General features: G+C 48.5%; 15 protein-coding genes. 4 read left to right on the forward strand and 11 right to left on the reverse strand.

From position 1 onward, the window contains the following. The first annotated feature begins 42 nt into the window (after positions 1-42). Positions 43-1,149 (forward strand): S-layer homology domain-containing protein, encoded by a 1,107-nt coding sequence (locus AC4EHJ_RS13690; RefSeq protein ID WP_490976184.1) that lies wholly within the window; start codon positions 43-45, stop codon positions 1,147-1,149. Positions 1,150-1,195: 46 nt separating this feature from the next. Here AC4EHJ_RS13690 and AC4EHJ_RS13695 read toward each other — a convergent pair whose 3' ends face one another. Then, complete coding sequence (locus AC4EHJ_RS13695) at positions 1,196-1,642, reverse strand: YaiI/YqxD family protein (RefSeq protein ID WP_490976185.1); 447 nt, start codon at positions 1,640-1,642, stop codon at positions 1,196-1,198. Next, complete coding sequence (locus AC4EHJ_RS13700) at positions 1,639-2,214, reverse strand: DUF1836 domain-containing protein (protein WP_490976186.1); 576 nt, start codon at positions 2,212-2,214, stop codon at positions 1,639-1,641. The genes AC4EHJ_RS13695 and AC4EHJ_RS13700 overlap by 4 nt, the downstream gene beginning before the upstream one ends. A 139-nt stretch (positions 2,215-2,353) precedes the next feature. On the opposite strand from AC4EHJ_RS13700, the gene trhA reads away from it, so the two are divergent. Both trhA and AC4EHJ_RS13710 read left to right on the forward strand, forming a co-directional pair. Then, a complete protein-coding gene (trhA, locus tag AC4EHJ_RS13705) occupies positions 2,354-3,001 on the forward strand; it encodes a PAQR family membrane homeostasis protein TrhA (protein WP_490976187.1) in 648 nt (215 codons plus the stop codon). A gap of 122 nt (positions 3,002-3,123) precedes the next feature. Next, a complete protein-coding gene (locus AC4EHJ_RS13710; RefSeq protein WP_490976188.1) occupies positions 3,124-3,903 on the forward strand; it encodes a 2-keto-4-pentenoate hydratase in 780 nt (259 codons plus the stop codon). Positions 3,904-3,983: 80 nt separating this feature from the next. Here the strand turns inward: AC4EHJ_RS13710 and AC4EHJ_RS13715 are convergent, their stop codons facing one another. The 4 genes from AC4EHJ_RS13715 to AC4EHJ_RS13730 all read right to left on the reverse strand — a co-directional run bounded on the left by AC4EHJ_RS13715 (position 3,984) and on the right by AC4EHJ_RS13730 (position 9,819). Next, a complete protein-coding gene (locus AC4EHJ_RS13715) occupies positions 3,984-5,252 on the reverse strand; it encodes an acetyl-CoA hydrolase/transferase family protein (RefSeq protein WP_490976189.1) in 1,269 nt (422 codons plus the stop codon). Positions 5,253-5,323: 71 nt separating this feature from the next. Continuing rightward, positions 5,324-5,527 carry a hypothetical protein gene (locus tag AC4EHJ_RS13720; protein ID WP_490976190.1) on the reverse strand — a complete coding sequence of 68 codons (204 nt, stop codon included), beginning with the start codon at positions 5,525-5,527 and terminating at the stop codon, positions 5,324-5,326. A gap of 36 nt (positions 5,528-5,563) precedes the next feature. Beyond that, positions 5,564-8,656 (reverse strand): AAA family ATPase, encoded by a 3,093-nt coding sequence (locus AC4EHJ_RS13725; RefSeq protein WP_490976191.1) that lies wholly within the window; start codon positions 8,654-8,656, stop codon positions 5,564-5,566. After that, the gene (locus tag AC4EHJ_RS13730) at positions 8,653-9,819 is read right to left on the reverse strand and encodes an exonuclease SbcCD subunit D (protein ID WP_490976192.1); all 1,167 of its coding nucleotides are present in this window, start codon (positions 9,817-9,819) and stop codon (positions 8,653-8,655) included. Before AC4EHJ_RS13730 ends, AC4EHJ_RS13725 begins: the two co-directional genes overlap by 4 nt. A 128-nt stretch (positions 9,820-9,947) precedes the next feature. Here AC4EHJ_RS13730 and AC4EHJ_RS13735 point away from each other — a divergent pair, with 128 nt between their 5' ends. Then, positions 9,948-10,169, forward strand: coding sequence for a transcriptional regulator (locus AC4EHJ_RS13735; RefSeq protein WP_490976193.1), 222 nt, complete (start codon positions 9,948-9,950; stop codon positions 10,167-10,169). 225 nt (positions 10,170-10,394) lie between these two features. Here AC4EHJ_RS13735 and AC4EHJ_RS13740 read toward each other — a convergent pair whose 3' ends face one another. From AC4EHJ_RS13740 to AC4EHJ_RS13760, 5 genes are all read right to left on the reverse strand, one after another. Next, entirely contained in the window at positions 10,395-10,703 is a 309-nt protein-coding gene (locus AC4EHJ_RS13740) for a magnetosome magnetite crystal formation protein family (RefSeq protein ID WP_490976194.1), read from the reverse strand. Positions 10,704-10,775: 72 nt separating this feature from the next. Then, positions 10,776-11,759 carry a zinc-binding dehydrogenase gene (locus AC4EHJ_RS13745; protein ID WP_490976195.1) on the reverse strand — a complete coding sequence of 328 codons (984 nt, stop codon included), beginning with the start codon at positions 11,757-11,759 and terminating at the stop codon, positions 10,776-10,778. Positions 11,760-11,764: 5 nt separating this feature from the next. Further along, complete coding sequence (locus AC4EHJ_RS13750; RefSeq protein ID WP_490976196.1) at positions 11,765-12,697, reverse strand: ArsA family ATPase; 933 nt, start codon at positions 12,695-12,697, stop codon at positions 11,765-11,767. Between the two features lie 24 nt (positions 12,698-12,721). Then, the gene (locus AC4EHJ_RS13755) at positions 12,722-13,000 is read right to left on the reverse strand and encodes a cory-CC-star protein (protein ID WP_490976364.1); all 279 of its coding nucleotides are present in this window, start codon (positions 12,998-13,000) and stop codon (positions 12,722-12,724) included. Between the two features lie 54 nt (positions 13,001-13,054). Continuing rightward, positions 13,055-14,791 (reverse strand): carbon starvation CstA family protein, encoded by a 1,737-nt coding sequence (locus tag AC4EHJ_RS13760; RefSeq protein WP_490976197.1) that lies wholly within the window; start codon positions 14,789-14,791, stop codon positions 13,055-13,057. Positions 14,792-14,849 lie beyond the last annotated feature (58 nt).

The raw sequence follows: 14,849 nt of genomic DNA on the forward strand, positions 1-14,849 counted from the left end.
AGTTTTAATGATATAATTCACTTAAATAAGGGAGGGATTTTCATGAAAAACATCCTGTCTATTGCAGCGGCTGTCGTCCTTGCATTCAGTGTTTTTTCGGTTCCTGCCAAAGCGGTTGTAACATTCGATGACTTTTTCGCCACCGATCCATTTGCGTTCGAAGTCATCTATTTACACGAAATGGGGATTGTCACCGGCTATCCGGATGGAACGTTCCGGCCCAATAATCCTGTCACACGCGCTGAAGCCATCACAATGATCGGCCAAGCATTGAAGCTTGACGGAACCCAGCGAGCCACATCGTTCAAAGACGTGAGTGCCTCGCATTCAGCTTCCGGCTTTATTGTTTCCGGTGTTGAAGCAGGGATTGTCAAAGGCTTTCTTGATAAAACGTTCAAACCGGATGCGCCTGTGACGCGCGGCCAGGCGGCAGTAATGCTAGATCGGGCTTTTGAATTCGCCGATGCCCCGGACACCACGTTTAAAGATGTCAAACCGCGTAAAAATTATTTTGACGCGATTTCACGTCTGGAATTCGCTGGTGTAGTGGAAGGCTATCCGAATCATACTTTCAAGCCTGCCAAAAACATTAGCCGCGTTCACTTTGCCGCATTCCTGGCGCGCGCCTTCGAACCGTCTTTTGTTCCTGAGAAGCGCGAATTGCTGAATGATGCCAATGACATATTGGCGGATTTAAAAGCCAAGAACTTTGAAAACGTGTCTGATTATGTCAGCGCAGATGAAGGAATCGTTTTCTGCCCTTATAGCGGCGGCTGCATGGGTGACGACAGCGGTATATCCTTCACGAAAGCCGAAGTCGCGAATTTCATGGAAGATAAGGAAGAGTATTTATGGGGTTATCAGGATGGAAGCGGTTTTCCGATTGAATTGACACCGGCCCAATATTACGATGAGTATTTGATGGATGCCGCCTACACCGCAAAAGAACGCTACGGCATCACCAAACAGCCGATGACGATGGAACAGATCCATGAACGTTTCCCAGGGGCGACCATCGTCGAGTTCTATTACCCAGGCACCCAGCAATATGATTTCATGGATTGGCAGAACCTCAATATGGTCTTTGCCAAAGACTGCAGCGGCGAATGGCATTTAATCGCCATCGTCAATAATCGCTGGACCATTTAGCCAAATTCAAAAGCGGACACAGCGCATCAAGCTGTGTCCGCTTTTCTTATTCTCCCGCTCTTTTTTCGAGCAGCCCGGCCAATGCGTGTTCAAAATTATCATTATGTTCCTGCCGGCGCTTTTTAGGGCCCTTCATGCGACCGCCGCTCTGCCGGATTTTTTTTGCTATGTGGCGCCCATGGAGAAGTTGGTCTATATTTTCATCGGAATAAATGCGGCCGTTCTGGTCGATTGGCACTCCTCTTTTTGCAAGCACCATGGCCGCTAAGCCGTAATCCTGCGTCACGACGATATCACCTTTGTCGACTTTATTGACCAAAACGAAATCCACCGCATCTGCGCCTTTTGAAACAGTGACCGTTTCTGCTCCTTCTCGCTGCATGATGTGCGCCGTGTCGCAAATCAACAAAACCGGAAGCCCGAATCTCTTTGCTGCCGCTATTGTCAAATCCACGACTGGGCACCCGTCAGCGTCAATCAGCACTTTTGTCATTTCTGTTTCCTCCGCTCCGCCAATTCATCGACCATTTTTTCTGCTGCCCGACGGTAAAGGTTGCTGGTATGGACGAGTGATGCGATAAGCAATACCTCTTTAAGCTCATCCGCATCCTCCATGTCTCGGGCTTGGTGTTCCGCTTCTTCCGACTGTTTATGAAAAATGCCTTTGAAGATTTCCACATTGCTTTGCTGAAGCTCCAGGAAGCTGGCATAAAAGCTTTCCACATCCCATTCATTCTGCATGGCCTTTTCATTGACGCCATCCAACACTTTCTTAACATCGTTGATGGATAATACGCTTTTCATCTGATAAATCAAGCTGATTAACATAATATGGTTACGTGAATATTTTTTATTTTGAATCGGATAAAATAATTTTCCTTTGGCATAATTGTTGATCATCGTTTTTGTTAAGATTTTTTCTTCGCTATTCCGTTTAGCATCTGCGAAAATTTCTTCAAAAAGCTGGATCACTTGATCAATGTATAATTCGATTTTCGGTATATCATCGGCCAACACCTGTTTTTCTAAAGCCAGGCTGTTCAGCCATTCCCCATTTTCCTGCATCCGCATTCACCTTCGTTGCTTTATTTGATACCGTAATTTTACCCTATCATCTCAAATTCTCCAAACTTGACCTTATAAATAAATCAATGTATCATTATATGTAGTTTCAATAACTACTTTAGAAGAGGTGCATATTTACATGCGTACTTATATCCGTGAACCATTCAACGCATTATCCCATTTAGCAGGAGCCGTACTATCTTTCATCGCTCTTTTGATGATGGTCATTAAAGCTTCGTACAACCAAGCTCCTCCTATCCACTTAGCCGCAGTCCTGATTTTCGGCATCAGTCTGATATGCCTTTACTCGGCATCGGCGATTTACCATAGCGTCAAGGCGAGCCCGAGATTCATCGCATTTTTGAGAAAGCTGGACCATTCGATGATCTACGCCTTGATCGCAGGATCGTATGCGCCATTTTGCCTTATCGCTTTAGAAGGCACGCTTGGTGCCGTGTTATTCGCATTGGTCGCGGTTATCGGCTTGAGCGGCATTTTCTTTAAAATGGTGTGGTTCCATTCCCCGCGCTGGCTTTCAACCGTCCTCTACATCGCCATGGGTTGGATCATCGTTTTTGCAGTCGTGCCATTGGCTGGCCAATTGTCGCTTGTCGGCTTGCTGCTGCTGATAGCCGGCGGCGTCCTTTATACAATCGGCGGCGTTATCTATGCGCTGAAACCGGAAATATTTTCACATATGCGCCTCGGCTTTCATGAAATCTTCCACTTATTCATTTTAGCCGGCAGCTTGTGCCATTTTCTTGCCGTTTATTTTTATGTACTTTAATCACTCTCTCCCATGTTCCGAATACTGGAACATGGGCTTTTTTTACCGATTTGCGGAAGGCGGTTACACGATAATAAATTAAGTGTTATGATAATTCAAACGTTTCGGAAGGGGCAATAACAATGACAGACTTATCAGCAGCAGATGAAAAAACTGCCGAGAAATTATTTCAAGCCTATGTACATAAGCAGCAAATTGATAAAGAGCAAATACCTGGGGCATTGGACAAACAGCAGGCATACGGTATCCAGCATGCGCTGACGGCGAAGAAAATCCATTCCGCCGGTGAAGAGTTAAAAGGCTATAAAGTGAGTTTGACCAGCCCCGAAACACAAAAGCTGTTCAATTCGACCACTCCTCTATACGGTGCGTTGATGTCTTCTGCATTGTCTGGTGGCATTATCGACCTGGCAGGGATGTCTTCACCTTTGATTGAAATCGAATTGATCTTCATCGCCCAAGAAGATTTGTCCCCCACCGACAGCGTCGCTGACACCCTTCAAAAGACCGTTGTCTGCCCGGGAATCGAAGTGCCAGATTCACGTTTTAATGACTGGTTTCCCAAAATCACGCTTGGCCAAGTGATTGCGGACAGTGCTGTCGCCGGCAAAATCGTTTCTGGTGCGCCGGTCTCTTCTGTCACCTATGAGGGGTTGGCGGATATCCAAGGCGTGCTCCGTCTCAATGGCGAAGAAATTGCGTCCAATAGCTCAACTGCTGTACTGGGGCATCCGGCGTTGGCAGTGAAATGGCTCGTTGACGAGTTGGCTCTGCACGGCAATACATTGAAAAAAGGGATGTACGTGTCCTCCGGAACTTTTATCTCTCCAAAAAAATTGGAAAGAGGCTTTTATACAGCAAGCTATGAAGGCCTCGGTGAAGTAGCGTTAGAGGTTGTTTGATAAGAAAGGACGTTACGGCCGTTTGAAGATCAACATAAAAAAACCCTTTTCCTCGCCGAGGAAAAGGGTTTTTTGCTGCTTTAAATAAGGATGCCCTGCTTTTTGGCGTCAAACGTGAGTTCATCGCGGAAATCCGGATGCGCGATGCTGATCAGGCGTTTCGCCCGTTCGGAAATCGATACACCGTGCAGGCGCGCGATGCCGTGTTCGGTCACGATATTATCAACATCATTTTTCCCGGTCGTGACGACGGAGCCTGGTGCCAGCTGGAGTTTGATGCGGGAGATGGTATTGTTCTTAGCTGTCGATTGCATGCAGATATAGCCTTTGCCATTTTCCGCAAAACGCACGCCGCGAGCAAAATCGATTTGGCCGCCGCTTGACGAATAATACTTGCCGCCAACCGTTTCCGATGCACATTGGCCGAAAAGGTCCACTTCGGTTGTCGCATTGATGGAAACGATGTTCTTCTCTTTCGCGATTTCCCTCGGGTCGTTAACAACGCTGACCGGCAGGAATTCCACAACCGGATTATCATCGATGAAATCGTATAACTTTTTAGAGCCGTAAGCGAAAGTGGCAACAATTTTACCGGTATGAGTAAATTTCCGCGTGCCGTCGACCGCACCGGATTTAACGAGATCGACGATGCCGTCCGGCAGCATTTCCGTATGGATCCCCAGATGGCGATGGTCTTTCAGCATGCTGATGACCGCATTCGGCACCGATCCGATACCAATTTGCAGCGTATCGCCATTCTGGATATCTTCAATGACAGATGCTGCAATCAGCAGATCTTTGTCGCCGACCGCAGGAGTATTTTCTTCCGCAAGCGCTTCGTTGTGTTCGATGAAACCGGCAATTTGACTAATGTGGATTTGGTTGCGCCCGTAAGTTCTCGGCATGTGTTCGTTGACTTCCAAAACAAACGGGACCTTGCCGACAAATTCAGCGACGTAATCCGCCTGCGTACCGAACGTGAAGTAGCCGTGTTCATCCATTGGCGATGCCACTGTCATGATCATCGACATTTTCGTCACTTTTTGCAGCATGCGCGGAACTTCGTGGAAATTATTCGGTACAAGTTCCATTTTCGCTTGCTGGTACACTTTCCGGGTAGCGCCACTCAGGAAATACGACACATGCTTCAAGTGTTCAAACTCACCGTTGATATAGCGGCGGCTGCGCAAAGCAAGCATCTGATGAATTTTAACGCCTTGCAATTTTTCTGCATGGTCCTCCAGAATATCGAGCAGGCGGACCGGTTCGCCGTTGGCAATCGGCACGATGATGTCTGAGCCAGGTTCGATCAAACGGATCAGTTCTTCGGGGTTTAATTTTTTCGTCATGGTATTTTCACTCCTGCTTTTACAAATATCTTTTTACTTTACCACAGCTTCCGGCCCTTGCCCATGAAACTTTAGCGGCCCTTTCTAGCGATGCTGTAAACGAATCCGCCGATGCCGAATGCCGCCAGAAGCCCCCATACAATGAGAAGCATCCCTTCCCAAGTGCTTTGCCCTCCATTTTGATAACCATAAAATTGCAGAGCAAAAAAAGCGGCGCTGACCAACGCAATAACGCCAAAATAAATCAACCGCGTTTTCAAACTCCATTTTTTCATATCGCTCGCCCCTTCTTGTTCTTTTTATGGATGCCTTTATTTGATGACAAATTTCGTCCGGCTAAAGCCTTCTTTTGATTTATGCACTTCCAGGATGGCTGGAATGGCCGCTTTCAGTTCCTGGACATGGGAAATGACACCTATGATGCGGCCCGATTTTTGGAGGTCGATCAATGTGTCAATCGCTTTATTCAAAGATTCTTCATCAAGCGACCCGAATCCTTCATCGATGAACATCGTGTCAATCGAAACATTGCCTTGGAAACTCTGGATGACGTCTGCCATGCCGAGCGCCAAGCATAACGATGCGTTGAACTTCTCGCCGCCTGACAAAGTTTTTACGTCGCGCGTCTGGCCGGTATAAGCATCATAGACATCAAAGCCGAGACCGCTTTGTCTGCCGCGCGCTTCCTGCCGGTTGCTGCGCATCAGATAAAACTGGCCGTTTGACAGATTTTTCAAGCGCTCATTTGCGGATTGGATGATCTGCTCCAAATACTCAATCTGCAAATAGCGTTCAAACGAGATTTTTAGGCTGTTCTGGCCGCGGACCATGTCATGGAGGTCGGTGATGCGGTTCATTTGTTGTTCCATCTCCGCCGCTTTACCGGAAGCCTGAATGATTTTCGCCGTTAAACCGGCAGCTACCGATTTCAATTCCTTGCTATGGTTCCATTCGCCAAACGCCGCTTCGTATTCCGCTTTCAATTGGCTAATTTCAAGTTCCAAGAGGCTGAGATTCGATTTGGCCTTGCCTGAAAGTTCTTCCCGCAGCTCCTTGGCCTGCTGTTCTGCGGTATGGAACGCCTGCCTGAATTGCTGGTTCGAGCGCTGCAATTCCCCTCGTGCCGCTTCCGGCATTCTCGCCTGCTGGTATGCTTCTTCAGACTCAAACTCGGATTTTTGCAGCGCTTCACGGTATTGCTGCAGCGCCGTCTCTTTTTTAGACACGGCTTCCGCTGCCGCTTCGCTTCTATGCACAACCGCAACAGCAGCAGCGGCGACCCGTTCTTTCCCAAGCTGCAAGCCTTTTTGCGCATTTTCCCAACTGCGCTCCAGCTGTTCTTTCTTATCTTTTATGCGCCTGATTTTTTCGCTCAATACCGCCATGGTCCGGACTTCCTCAGGAATGGACAGCAGGCGCTGTTCAAAAACAGCCTGGGCTGTCTCGAAAGCGGAAACCTGCAGCTGCGTCTTACGGGCAAGCTCTGTTTTGCTGGTTTCCAATCCACTCGCTTTTTCGGTTTTCAACGCAAGCCGCTCTTTCAGCGTCCGCAGCTGCTGCTTATCCAAAAACAGTCCTTTGACTTCGCTATCCAACTCACGCCGATTTTGCTCCAGCTCTGTGTGCAGCTCTTGCGCTTTTTCAGCTGCCAAACCTAGATCCGTCACTGTACGACGTTTTTCGATCAGTTGCTCTTCTATGGAATTCGCTTTTGCCAGAGCGTCCCGGTATTGCCCGTCCACCAAATCCAGATTCGCCTTCGCTCCGTCCAAACGGGCTTTCGGCACTTCTTCATGGTGCCCGCCGTTTTCTTTGGCAGGATGCTCGGTGCTGCCGCATACCGGACAGGCTTCTCCGTCATGCAGTGCAGCAGCCAACACTTGCGCCTGATTACCGAACCAGCTCGCTTCAAGAGCCTTATATTCTTCTAAAGCCGCTTTGTAAGCAGCCTGTTTGCTGCTGTTTTCAGTGATGTGGCGCAGCTGCGCTTTTTCGAGCGCCGTTAATTCCATCAGCACGCGGCATTGCTCATTCAGCGCGGAAAGCACGGCCTGTTTGTCATCAAACGTTTCAAGCTTCGTTTCGAGCAAAGCGATGTCCGTTGCCAATTCTTTGCACGCTTCTCTTTCGGCCAACCATGCTGCTTCAGCTTTTTTCTCATCTACTGCTGATTTTTTTGCAGCAGCTTCCATTTCCGCCAGTTCTTTTTGCTTAGATGCAAGCTCCTGAACTGCTGGCAATAAACTCTCCAGATGCATCAGCTGCCGCCGCACTTCATGGCGCCCGTCTTCCTGCTCCAACTCATGCGCAAACACTGACTCGGCAGATGCCAAAGCATTCGCTGCCTGCTCTTCCGCTTTTTGCGCATCGGCAAATAGCCGTTTTTTTTCAACTTCGCTTTGCTGCAGCTCCTTGAACAGATTTTCCAGCCCTTCGATCAGGCTGGCCCGCTCCGCTTTTTGTACAGCGCGTTCTTGTTCTTCAATAGAAGCAAGCTGTCCATCCAGCTGCCCGAGACGCCGTTCTTTCTCTTCCAGCTCGCTAATCCGGTCATTCCACTTTTTCGCTTCGTAATAAGTGGCCTGTTTTTCGCCATGCTTACTAAACACCGCTCCATAGCGCTGCTCATCCCGAAGCTCTTTTTCGCTGTAATGAATTGTTTCGCTGTCCAATCCATCCAGCACTTGGTGGATGTTGATGTGATCGCGCTGAATCAGCTCGAACAACTCGCTTTCCCGAGCCGGCAGTGCTGAAGCGATGCTGCTGATATGGCTTTTGAGCATCCGCTCTTCAACGCCGTAGGCTTCTGACGCTGCGTCTTTTTTCTGTTTCAATCGCTCGCTGATCATTTTATACGGCTCGGTCTTGAAAATTTTGCGCAAAATCTCTTCTTTATTGTCCGTCTCGGAAGTCAATAGCTTCCTGAATTCCCCTTGCGGCAGCATGACAATCTGGCTGAATTGGTTTTGCGTCAAGCCCAGGAGGTCTTCCACTTTGCGGTCGATTTCAGAGACGATTTGGCGCTCCACGCATGGGACTTCCCCGTTCTCCGTAATTTCAAAAAACTCATAGCGGTCGCCTGTTGCGCTTTTATTGCCCGCTTTGACATGGCTCATCTGGCGCAGGATGCGATACGTTTTTCTATGTATCTCAAACTCCATTTCCACGCTTGTGTGGGTGTTGCCGTCAGCAAAATCACTGCGCAAATTACGTGGTTCAGCACGGTCGGAACCGCTCGCGGAACCGTAAAGCGCGAAACTGATTGCATCAAAAATCGTCGTCTTGCCGGAGCCGGTGCTGCCGGAAATGACGAATAGCTGATTGCCTTTCAAATCGGCAAAATCAATCGTTTCGCTCCCTTTATAAGGTCCAAATGCGGTCATTTTCAGTTTTAAGGGTTTCATTTTTTCACCTCCGCTTTGACGCCATCTTCTTCGTGAAGAAATTCTTCCAACACTTCTTTAAAAATCATTTCTGTCTCTTCAGCTGCTCGCTCGCCTTTCACTTCTTCGTAAAAAGCATGGAACAAGTTCAACGGATCCATCTCCCGGCGCGAACCGTTGTCGCTTTGGAATCCTGCGCCCCCAGCCAGCTTCCGTTCGACATGCATCGCATTCGGGTAAACCGACCGGATTTTTTCCATCGGATAAAGAATCGGCGTTTCATCCAGCAGCTTGACGAAAACATAGTCTTCGTTGACCTCATGGCGCAGCAAATCTTCTATAAAGGCTTCGACAGTCCGCATATCGCGCTTCGGCAGCAGCAATTGTTTTTCAGTGGTGACGTTTCCGTCGCCATCGATGTCGACCACGAGAAAACCTTTTTGATGGCGTTCTTCCGAAATCGAATATTTCAGCGGAGACCCCGCGTAGCGTATTGTTTCATTCAGCACATGATGTGCTTGGTGCAGATGGCCGAGTGCGGTGTAATGGAATGCCGCGAAGTGGCGTGCTTCCACATGCTCCGCTCCGCCGATCGACAGCGGGCGTTCAGAATCGCTGGTATTTTCCCGCTCCTCGCCGTGCGGTGTCACGAAGGCGTGGCCGACCGCAATATGTCGCGCGTCCGGATCAAGCGATTGTGCGATATTCAGCGTCAACGCTTCCGCCGCATCGTTGTGTGAACGAATTTCCGGATTTTCCAGCACGTAGCGCACTTGGGACGGATCGGCATAAGGCAGCAGATGGATGTGGACTTCCCCGAACTCGTCTGCAATCACTGCAGGCGCATGGTCTTTTGCGACATGGCCCGCGATGTGGATGCCGTTTTTGCGGAACACTCGGCTCCCGAAATTCAGGCGCCCCGGGCTGTCGTGGTTGCCGGCAACTGCAAAGACCGGCGTGTTCAATTCAAGGACAATTTTCGCAAGGGTTTCGTCGAGCAGGTTGACGGCTTCGGTCGGCGGCACTGCCCGGTCGTATAAATCACCTGCGATGATGACGCAATCCGGCCGCTGTTCTTCAACTGCAGCGATAAACTGGTCCAAGATAAAACGCTGGTCTTCTGTCATGTAAACCCCTTGGACCAGCTTGCCGAGATGCCAATCGGCGGTATGGAAAAATTTCATATTCAAGCTCCTCTCTTTTTCTGAAAAGAATATATGTTCGTTCCATTATACACGAAATCAAATTGCTTGTTTGCTCCGCATTTATACTCTATAATAAGAACAAACGTTCTATTAAGGGGTGAAAGCCAATGCGCGCGCAGATTTTAAAGGCATTCAAATATCAGCAGCTTGTGGACATCATGTACATGGCCAACGACGGAACCATCAGCAAACGACGCATCAAAATTTTCAAAGTCAGCAGCGAATCGTTTCAAGCTTATTGCTTCCTGCGGAATGAAAAACGGACGTTCAAAATAGACAACGTCTTGTCGCTGATTCCCGTAACGCGCAAGGAACGCTTAATCATTTGATGGATGCCAGCGCCGCCATTGCGAATATTTCCAACCCGTAAACCCCAGCTATCTCGTGATGGCCGGGGTTTTCCTATGATTTCGAAAATACCCTCTATTGCTGAAGAAATACGCTCTGCAACGGCCAATATATACTTTACTGAACTTGAAAAAAGCCCCATAGTTGGCGAAATACGCTTCTCACCGGATTTTATTCCAATAAAAAAAGCCCTCGAGGGGCTTTTTTCATTGATACCATGCTCCGACAATCGGATAATCGAATTTTTCGTTGTTCAATGCTTTGATAATGCCCATAACCGGCACGATGATTGTCATCAAGCCGAAAATGATCAGCATCGGAATGCCGATGATGACAAACATCAACAAACTTGAAATGAACAGCAACACGCCCATGGCGAGTTGGAACAGCAATGCCTGAATCGACAATTTCTTCACTTCTTGGTCGCTCGTAATCAGGAAAACGATAAACGGCACTAAAAATGGCGCAAAGAACGCGCTGGCGTGGACGAGCACTTTCAATCCTGTATTTTCCATCCTATTGACCTCCAGTCAATTTTCTTGCTTCTGGTTAATTATACGGATGGGCGGCTGAAAAGTTTCAAGAAGTTATTCACTGATGCGCAGAACGACTTTGCCGAATTGCTTTCCGGCAGCCAGGTAATCAAAAGCTTCCTGAGCTTCGTCCAAAGCAAAAGTCTTATCGACTATCGGAAGCGTCTCGTATTGTTCCATATGGGCGATCAAGTCGCGGAGTTCTTCGCGGCAGCCCATTGTCGAACCGAATAACTGGTATTGCCCGTAGAAAAAGCTGCGCAAATTGAAATCGACATTGTCTGAAGTCGTCGCGCCAAAGATGACGATGCGTCCGCCTTTTTTCAACGCTCCCAACGACCTGTTGAATGTCGCGCCTCCGACGCTATCGATGACCAGGTCAACTGTTTCATCCGCTAATTCTTCAACCCAGTCGCTGTCTGTGGCAATTGCGCGGTCCGCTCCGATGCGCAGCGCATGTTGGCGCTTTTCTTCGCTGCGCGACGTCACGACTACGCGGGCTCCAGCGTTTTTCGCGAACTGGATAAGGAATGTCGCCACTCCACTGCCCGCTCCCGGAATGAACAAAGTCTGCCCTTTTTCCAATTGTCCTTTTGTGAAAAGCGCTCGGTAGCCCGTCAGCGCGGGCAGCACTAAGCCCCCTGCTTCTTCCCAGCTCATATGCGCAGGTTTGCGTTCGATCTGCTCTGCGGAAATTGCGATTTTCTCCGCGAACGTTCCGTGATCCGGCATGCCGAGAATATCGAATTCTGCTGGCGGCGCGTCACTATTCTTAAACCAGCGCAATGCAGGATTGATGATAACTTCTTCCCCTTCGGAAAAATCCGCTACCCCTTTCCCCACCTTTTCAATGATGCCCGCTCCGTCAGAACCGATCACCAACGCTTCAGGATTGTCACCGTAGCGCTTCAAAAGGCCAAGGTCGCGGCGGTTGATGCCCGCTGTTTTCAAACGGACAACCACTTCGCCGCTTTTCGCTTCCGGCTCTTGCATGTCTTTCAATTTAAATTGCCCTGCTTCCATAACGAATGCTTTCAATTGCGTCACCCTTCCGTGAATTGTCGACTGAACAGCTCCAATTGCTCCATGCTGATGATATCCTGCGAGAACAACGGAATAAAAATCAATTCCTGCTTCGGAAATGTTTCGTTGATCAGCTCCAGATATTTTTGTTCGTGCTTTTTACGCTCCATCAAAAACTCGCCGTCTGCCTCTTCAGGCAGCACCTTGTTGATGATCAGCGTCTTTACGTGCAGATGGTATTTATGCAAAAGCTCCAAGGCTTTTTTCGTTTCCAGGATTGGCAGACGCTCGGGATTCAGCACAAAGATGAAGCCGGTCTCCTTTTCATTCAACAGAATGTCGCGTGCTTTTGAAAAGCGTTCCTGGCGTTCGCGCAGCACATCGTAAATCGGGTCTTCCCGCGGCTGGCCGTCATTCAATAACGCGGTGTAATTTTCATTGGTTTTACGCCGTTTTTCGAGCAGCCCTTCTATCCACACGCCCATCAATTCAGGCAGCGTCAGCAAACGGATAGTATGCCCGGTCGGCGCCGTATCAAAAACCAGCTTATCAAAATTTTGGCGCTCCTCCAAAATGATATGGATCAGTTTGTCGAACAGCGCCGCTTCATCAGCTCCCGGTGATGCTTTCGCCGTATCGAGCTGGCGGTTCACTTCCTCCATCATGCTCGTATGGACCGTGCCTTTGATATTGGCTTTAACCCCTTTGATGTAATTATCCGTTTCGATTTCCGGATCGATTTCAAGAGCAAAGAGGTTGTCAGCGATTTCAATGGTCTTGCCGCCGATTTCACGGTTAAAGATGTCGCCGACATTATGTGCCGGATCGGTCGAAATCAATAAGGTTTTATTGCCTTCCTTAGCCGATTTCCAGGCGATTGCGGCTGCCGAAGTTGATTTTCCGACCCCGCCCTTGCCGCCGACAAAGATGATGCTTTTTGTTAAGACATCCATTATTTCCCCTCACTTCCTCAATGTTCAACAGCAGCGGATGCCGCTTAAAGGAGACTTTTCCATTCCCATCCGCAAGTGCCAATCGTGAAATTCTTCGATCATATACGGATACAATTCAAGCGTGTAATAATAGACAGGATTCGGGATTCCGAGCATTTCCGAATACAGCATCAACAGGAACATGTCATCTTCAGCACGCAATTCGCGCGCGATTTCGGTACGGTGCGGCAATTCCAAGACTTCTTCGTAATAAGCGATCAGTTTTTTCAGCTTATCAAGCATGTCTGCACACCTCCTTCTTATGTATAAAGAGAAGGGACCACAGCGTGCATGATCCCTTCCGGCAGTCAAACCAGTTTATTCAATCTCTTCAAATCCCGGATCTTTTTTGCTGAGCAGCGCTTGTGCCGCTGTCAAGATGATCCACAGTGTAAAGACGAAAATGATAGCTCCGAAAACAAAGAGCAATGTATTAGGTGAATCTGCATACCAAGCCCACTGCAGGAATACCTGCTGGAACATCGCCCAAAGGGTCATGAACATAAGGAAAATCATCGGTATGATAGTGATCATATAATTTCGCCCGAGTTTTCTCAGCCAGATCGAGATCAGCAGCAAACTGATGCCGGCAAGCAGCTGATTGGCTGTACCGAACAGCGGCCACAGCAAGTATCCGCCTGAGCCGAAACCGTTCGGCCCTTCCGGAATCAACACAAGTGCTGCACTTGCCACAACAGCGATTGTTGTCGCTACGTGTTTTTTCTCCAATGAAGGAACATTGTACTCGACGCCCAGTTCCGAGATGATATAGCGCATCAAGCGGACAGAAGTATCGAGCGTCGTTGCAGCGAATGACACGACAATGATGGATACGATAGTCGCCGCGACATCACCAGGGATCAGCAGCCCTTCAGCCAATTTCGAAGCCCCTTGAATGAATGCCCCAAGGCCAGCTCCACTTGATGCCTGGAAGCTGCTGTAAGTCGCAAAGAATGTTTCGCGGTCCGGGAAGAAAGTAATAACAGCAATGATCGAGATCAGTGCCAGAACCCCTTCGCCTATGGCCCCTAGATAGCCGACAAAACGGGCATCGGTTTCTTTATCCAGCTGTTTTGATGAAGTCCCGGATGACACAAGTCCGTGAAAGCCGGAAATGGCGCCGCAGGCAATTGTGATGAATAACAGCGGGAACCAAGAGACATCTGCGTCAGGGTTTGACATTGGCGCTGTGATTTCCGGATTCGTGAACAATAGGCCAAGATATAGAATGGCCAATCCGACGATCAATTGATGCGAGTTGATAAAATCTCGCGGCTGGAGCAATTGCCAGACCGGCAACGTAGAAGCGATATAAACATAAATCATCAAGATGATGATCCAAATAAAGAACGCTGTCGAAATTGCGCCAAGGCCGAATAATCCTGCGCCTTCTTCCCCGCCCATATAGCGGACCAAGTCGATTTGCAAGAAATCTATCTGGCTCGAAATAACAGCAGTGAAGTACATGACCGCTAACGCGATAAGCGAAGGGACCAGCATTTTCTTGTTTTTCTTATAAACCGCATGGCCGATCCAAACTGCTAATGGAATTTGGATGAATACCGGCAATACGCTTGCCGGGAATGAAATGAATAAGTTCGCGATTACCCAAGCGAATACGGCATTGACCATAAGCACAAGGATGAGGATGATAAAAAGGAACAATATTTTTCCGCGCTGGCCGATTAGGCGATGTGCCAATGTTCCGACCGATTGCCCTTTATTGCGGACTGACAACACCAAAGTTCCAAAATCGTGGACTCCCGCTGCAAAAACTGTTCCCAGCACCACCCACAAAACGGCAGGCAGCCAGCCCCAATAGACAGCGATTGCCGGTCCAAGAATCGGCGCCGCTCCTGCCACAGATGTAAAATGATGTCCCCACAAGACAAATTTATTCGTCGGGACGAAATCCACGCCATCTTTGTACTTATGTGCCGGTGTCACGTAATTGGGATCCAATTTAAAAATCTTCTCCGCTACGAATTTCGAATAAAAACGGTAACCTAAAATGAATACAAAAATTCCGATTGCCGCTAACGCGATTGCATTCAAGCACCTCAACTCCTCGTCATTTTTTTCAAGCAAAGTGCACGCTTGTTCTTCAAGCATA

The organism is Planococcus sp. TJ-301, assembly GCF_058268475.1.

Excerpts from the sequence above, each read along its gene's own strand:
- AC4EHJ_RS13690 (WP_490976184.1), top strand. The coding sequence starts at position 43 with ATGAAAAACATCCTGTCTATTGCAGCGGCTGTCGTCCTTGCATTCAGT.
- AC4EHJ_RS13695 (WP_490976185.1), bottom strand. The coding sequence starts at position 1,642 with ATGACAAAAGTGCTGATTGACGCTGACGGGTGCCCAGTCGTGGATTTG.
- AC4EHJ_RS13700 (WP_490976186.1), bottom strand. The coding sequence starts at position 2,214 with ATGCAGGAAAATGGGGAATGGCTGAACAGCCTGGCTTTAGAAAAACAG.
- trhA (WP_490976187.1), top strand. The coding sequence starts at position 2,354 with ATGCGTACTTATATCCGTGAACCATTCAACGCATTATCCCATTTAGCA.
- AC4EHJ_RS13710 (WP_490976188.1), top strand. The coding sequence starts at position 3,124 with ATGACAGACTTATCAGCAGCAGATGAAAAAACTGCCGAGAAATTATTT.
- AC4EHJ_RS13715 (WP_490976189.1), bottom strand. The coding sequence starts at position 5,252 with ATGACGAAAAAATTAAACCCCGAAGAACTGATCCGTTTGATCGAACCT.
- AC4EHJ_RS13720 (WP_490976190.1), bottom strand. The coding sequence starts at position 5,527 with ATGAAAAAATGGAGTTTGAAAACGCGGTTGATTTATTTTGGCGTTATT.
- AC4EHJ_RS13725 (WP_490976191.1), bottom strand. The coding sequence starts at position 8,656 with ATGAAACCCTTAAAACTGAAAATGACCGCATTTGGACCTTATAAAGGG.
- AC4EHJ_RS13730 (WP_490976192.1), bottom strand. The coding sequence starts at position 9,819 with ATGAAATTTTTCCATACCGCCGATTGGCATCTCGGCAAGCTGGTCCAA.
- AC4EHJ_RS13735 (WP_490976193.1), top strand. The coding sequence starts at position 9,948 with ATGCGCGCGCAGATTTTAAAGGCATTCAAATATCAGCAGCTTGTGGAC.
- AC4EHJ_RS13740 (WP_490976194.1), bottom strand. The coding sequence starts at position 10,703 with ATGGAAAATACAGGATTGAAAGTGCTCGTCCACGCCAGCGCGTTCTTT.
- AC4EHJ_RS13750 (WP_490976196.1), bottom strand. The coding sequence starts at position 12,697 with ATGGATGTCTTAACAAAAAGCATCATCTTTGTCGGCGGCAAGGGCGGG.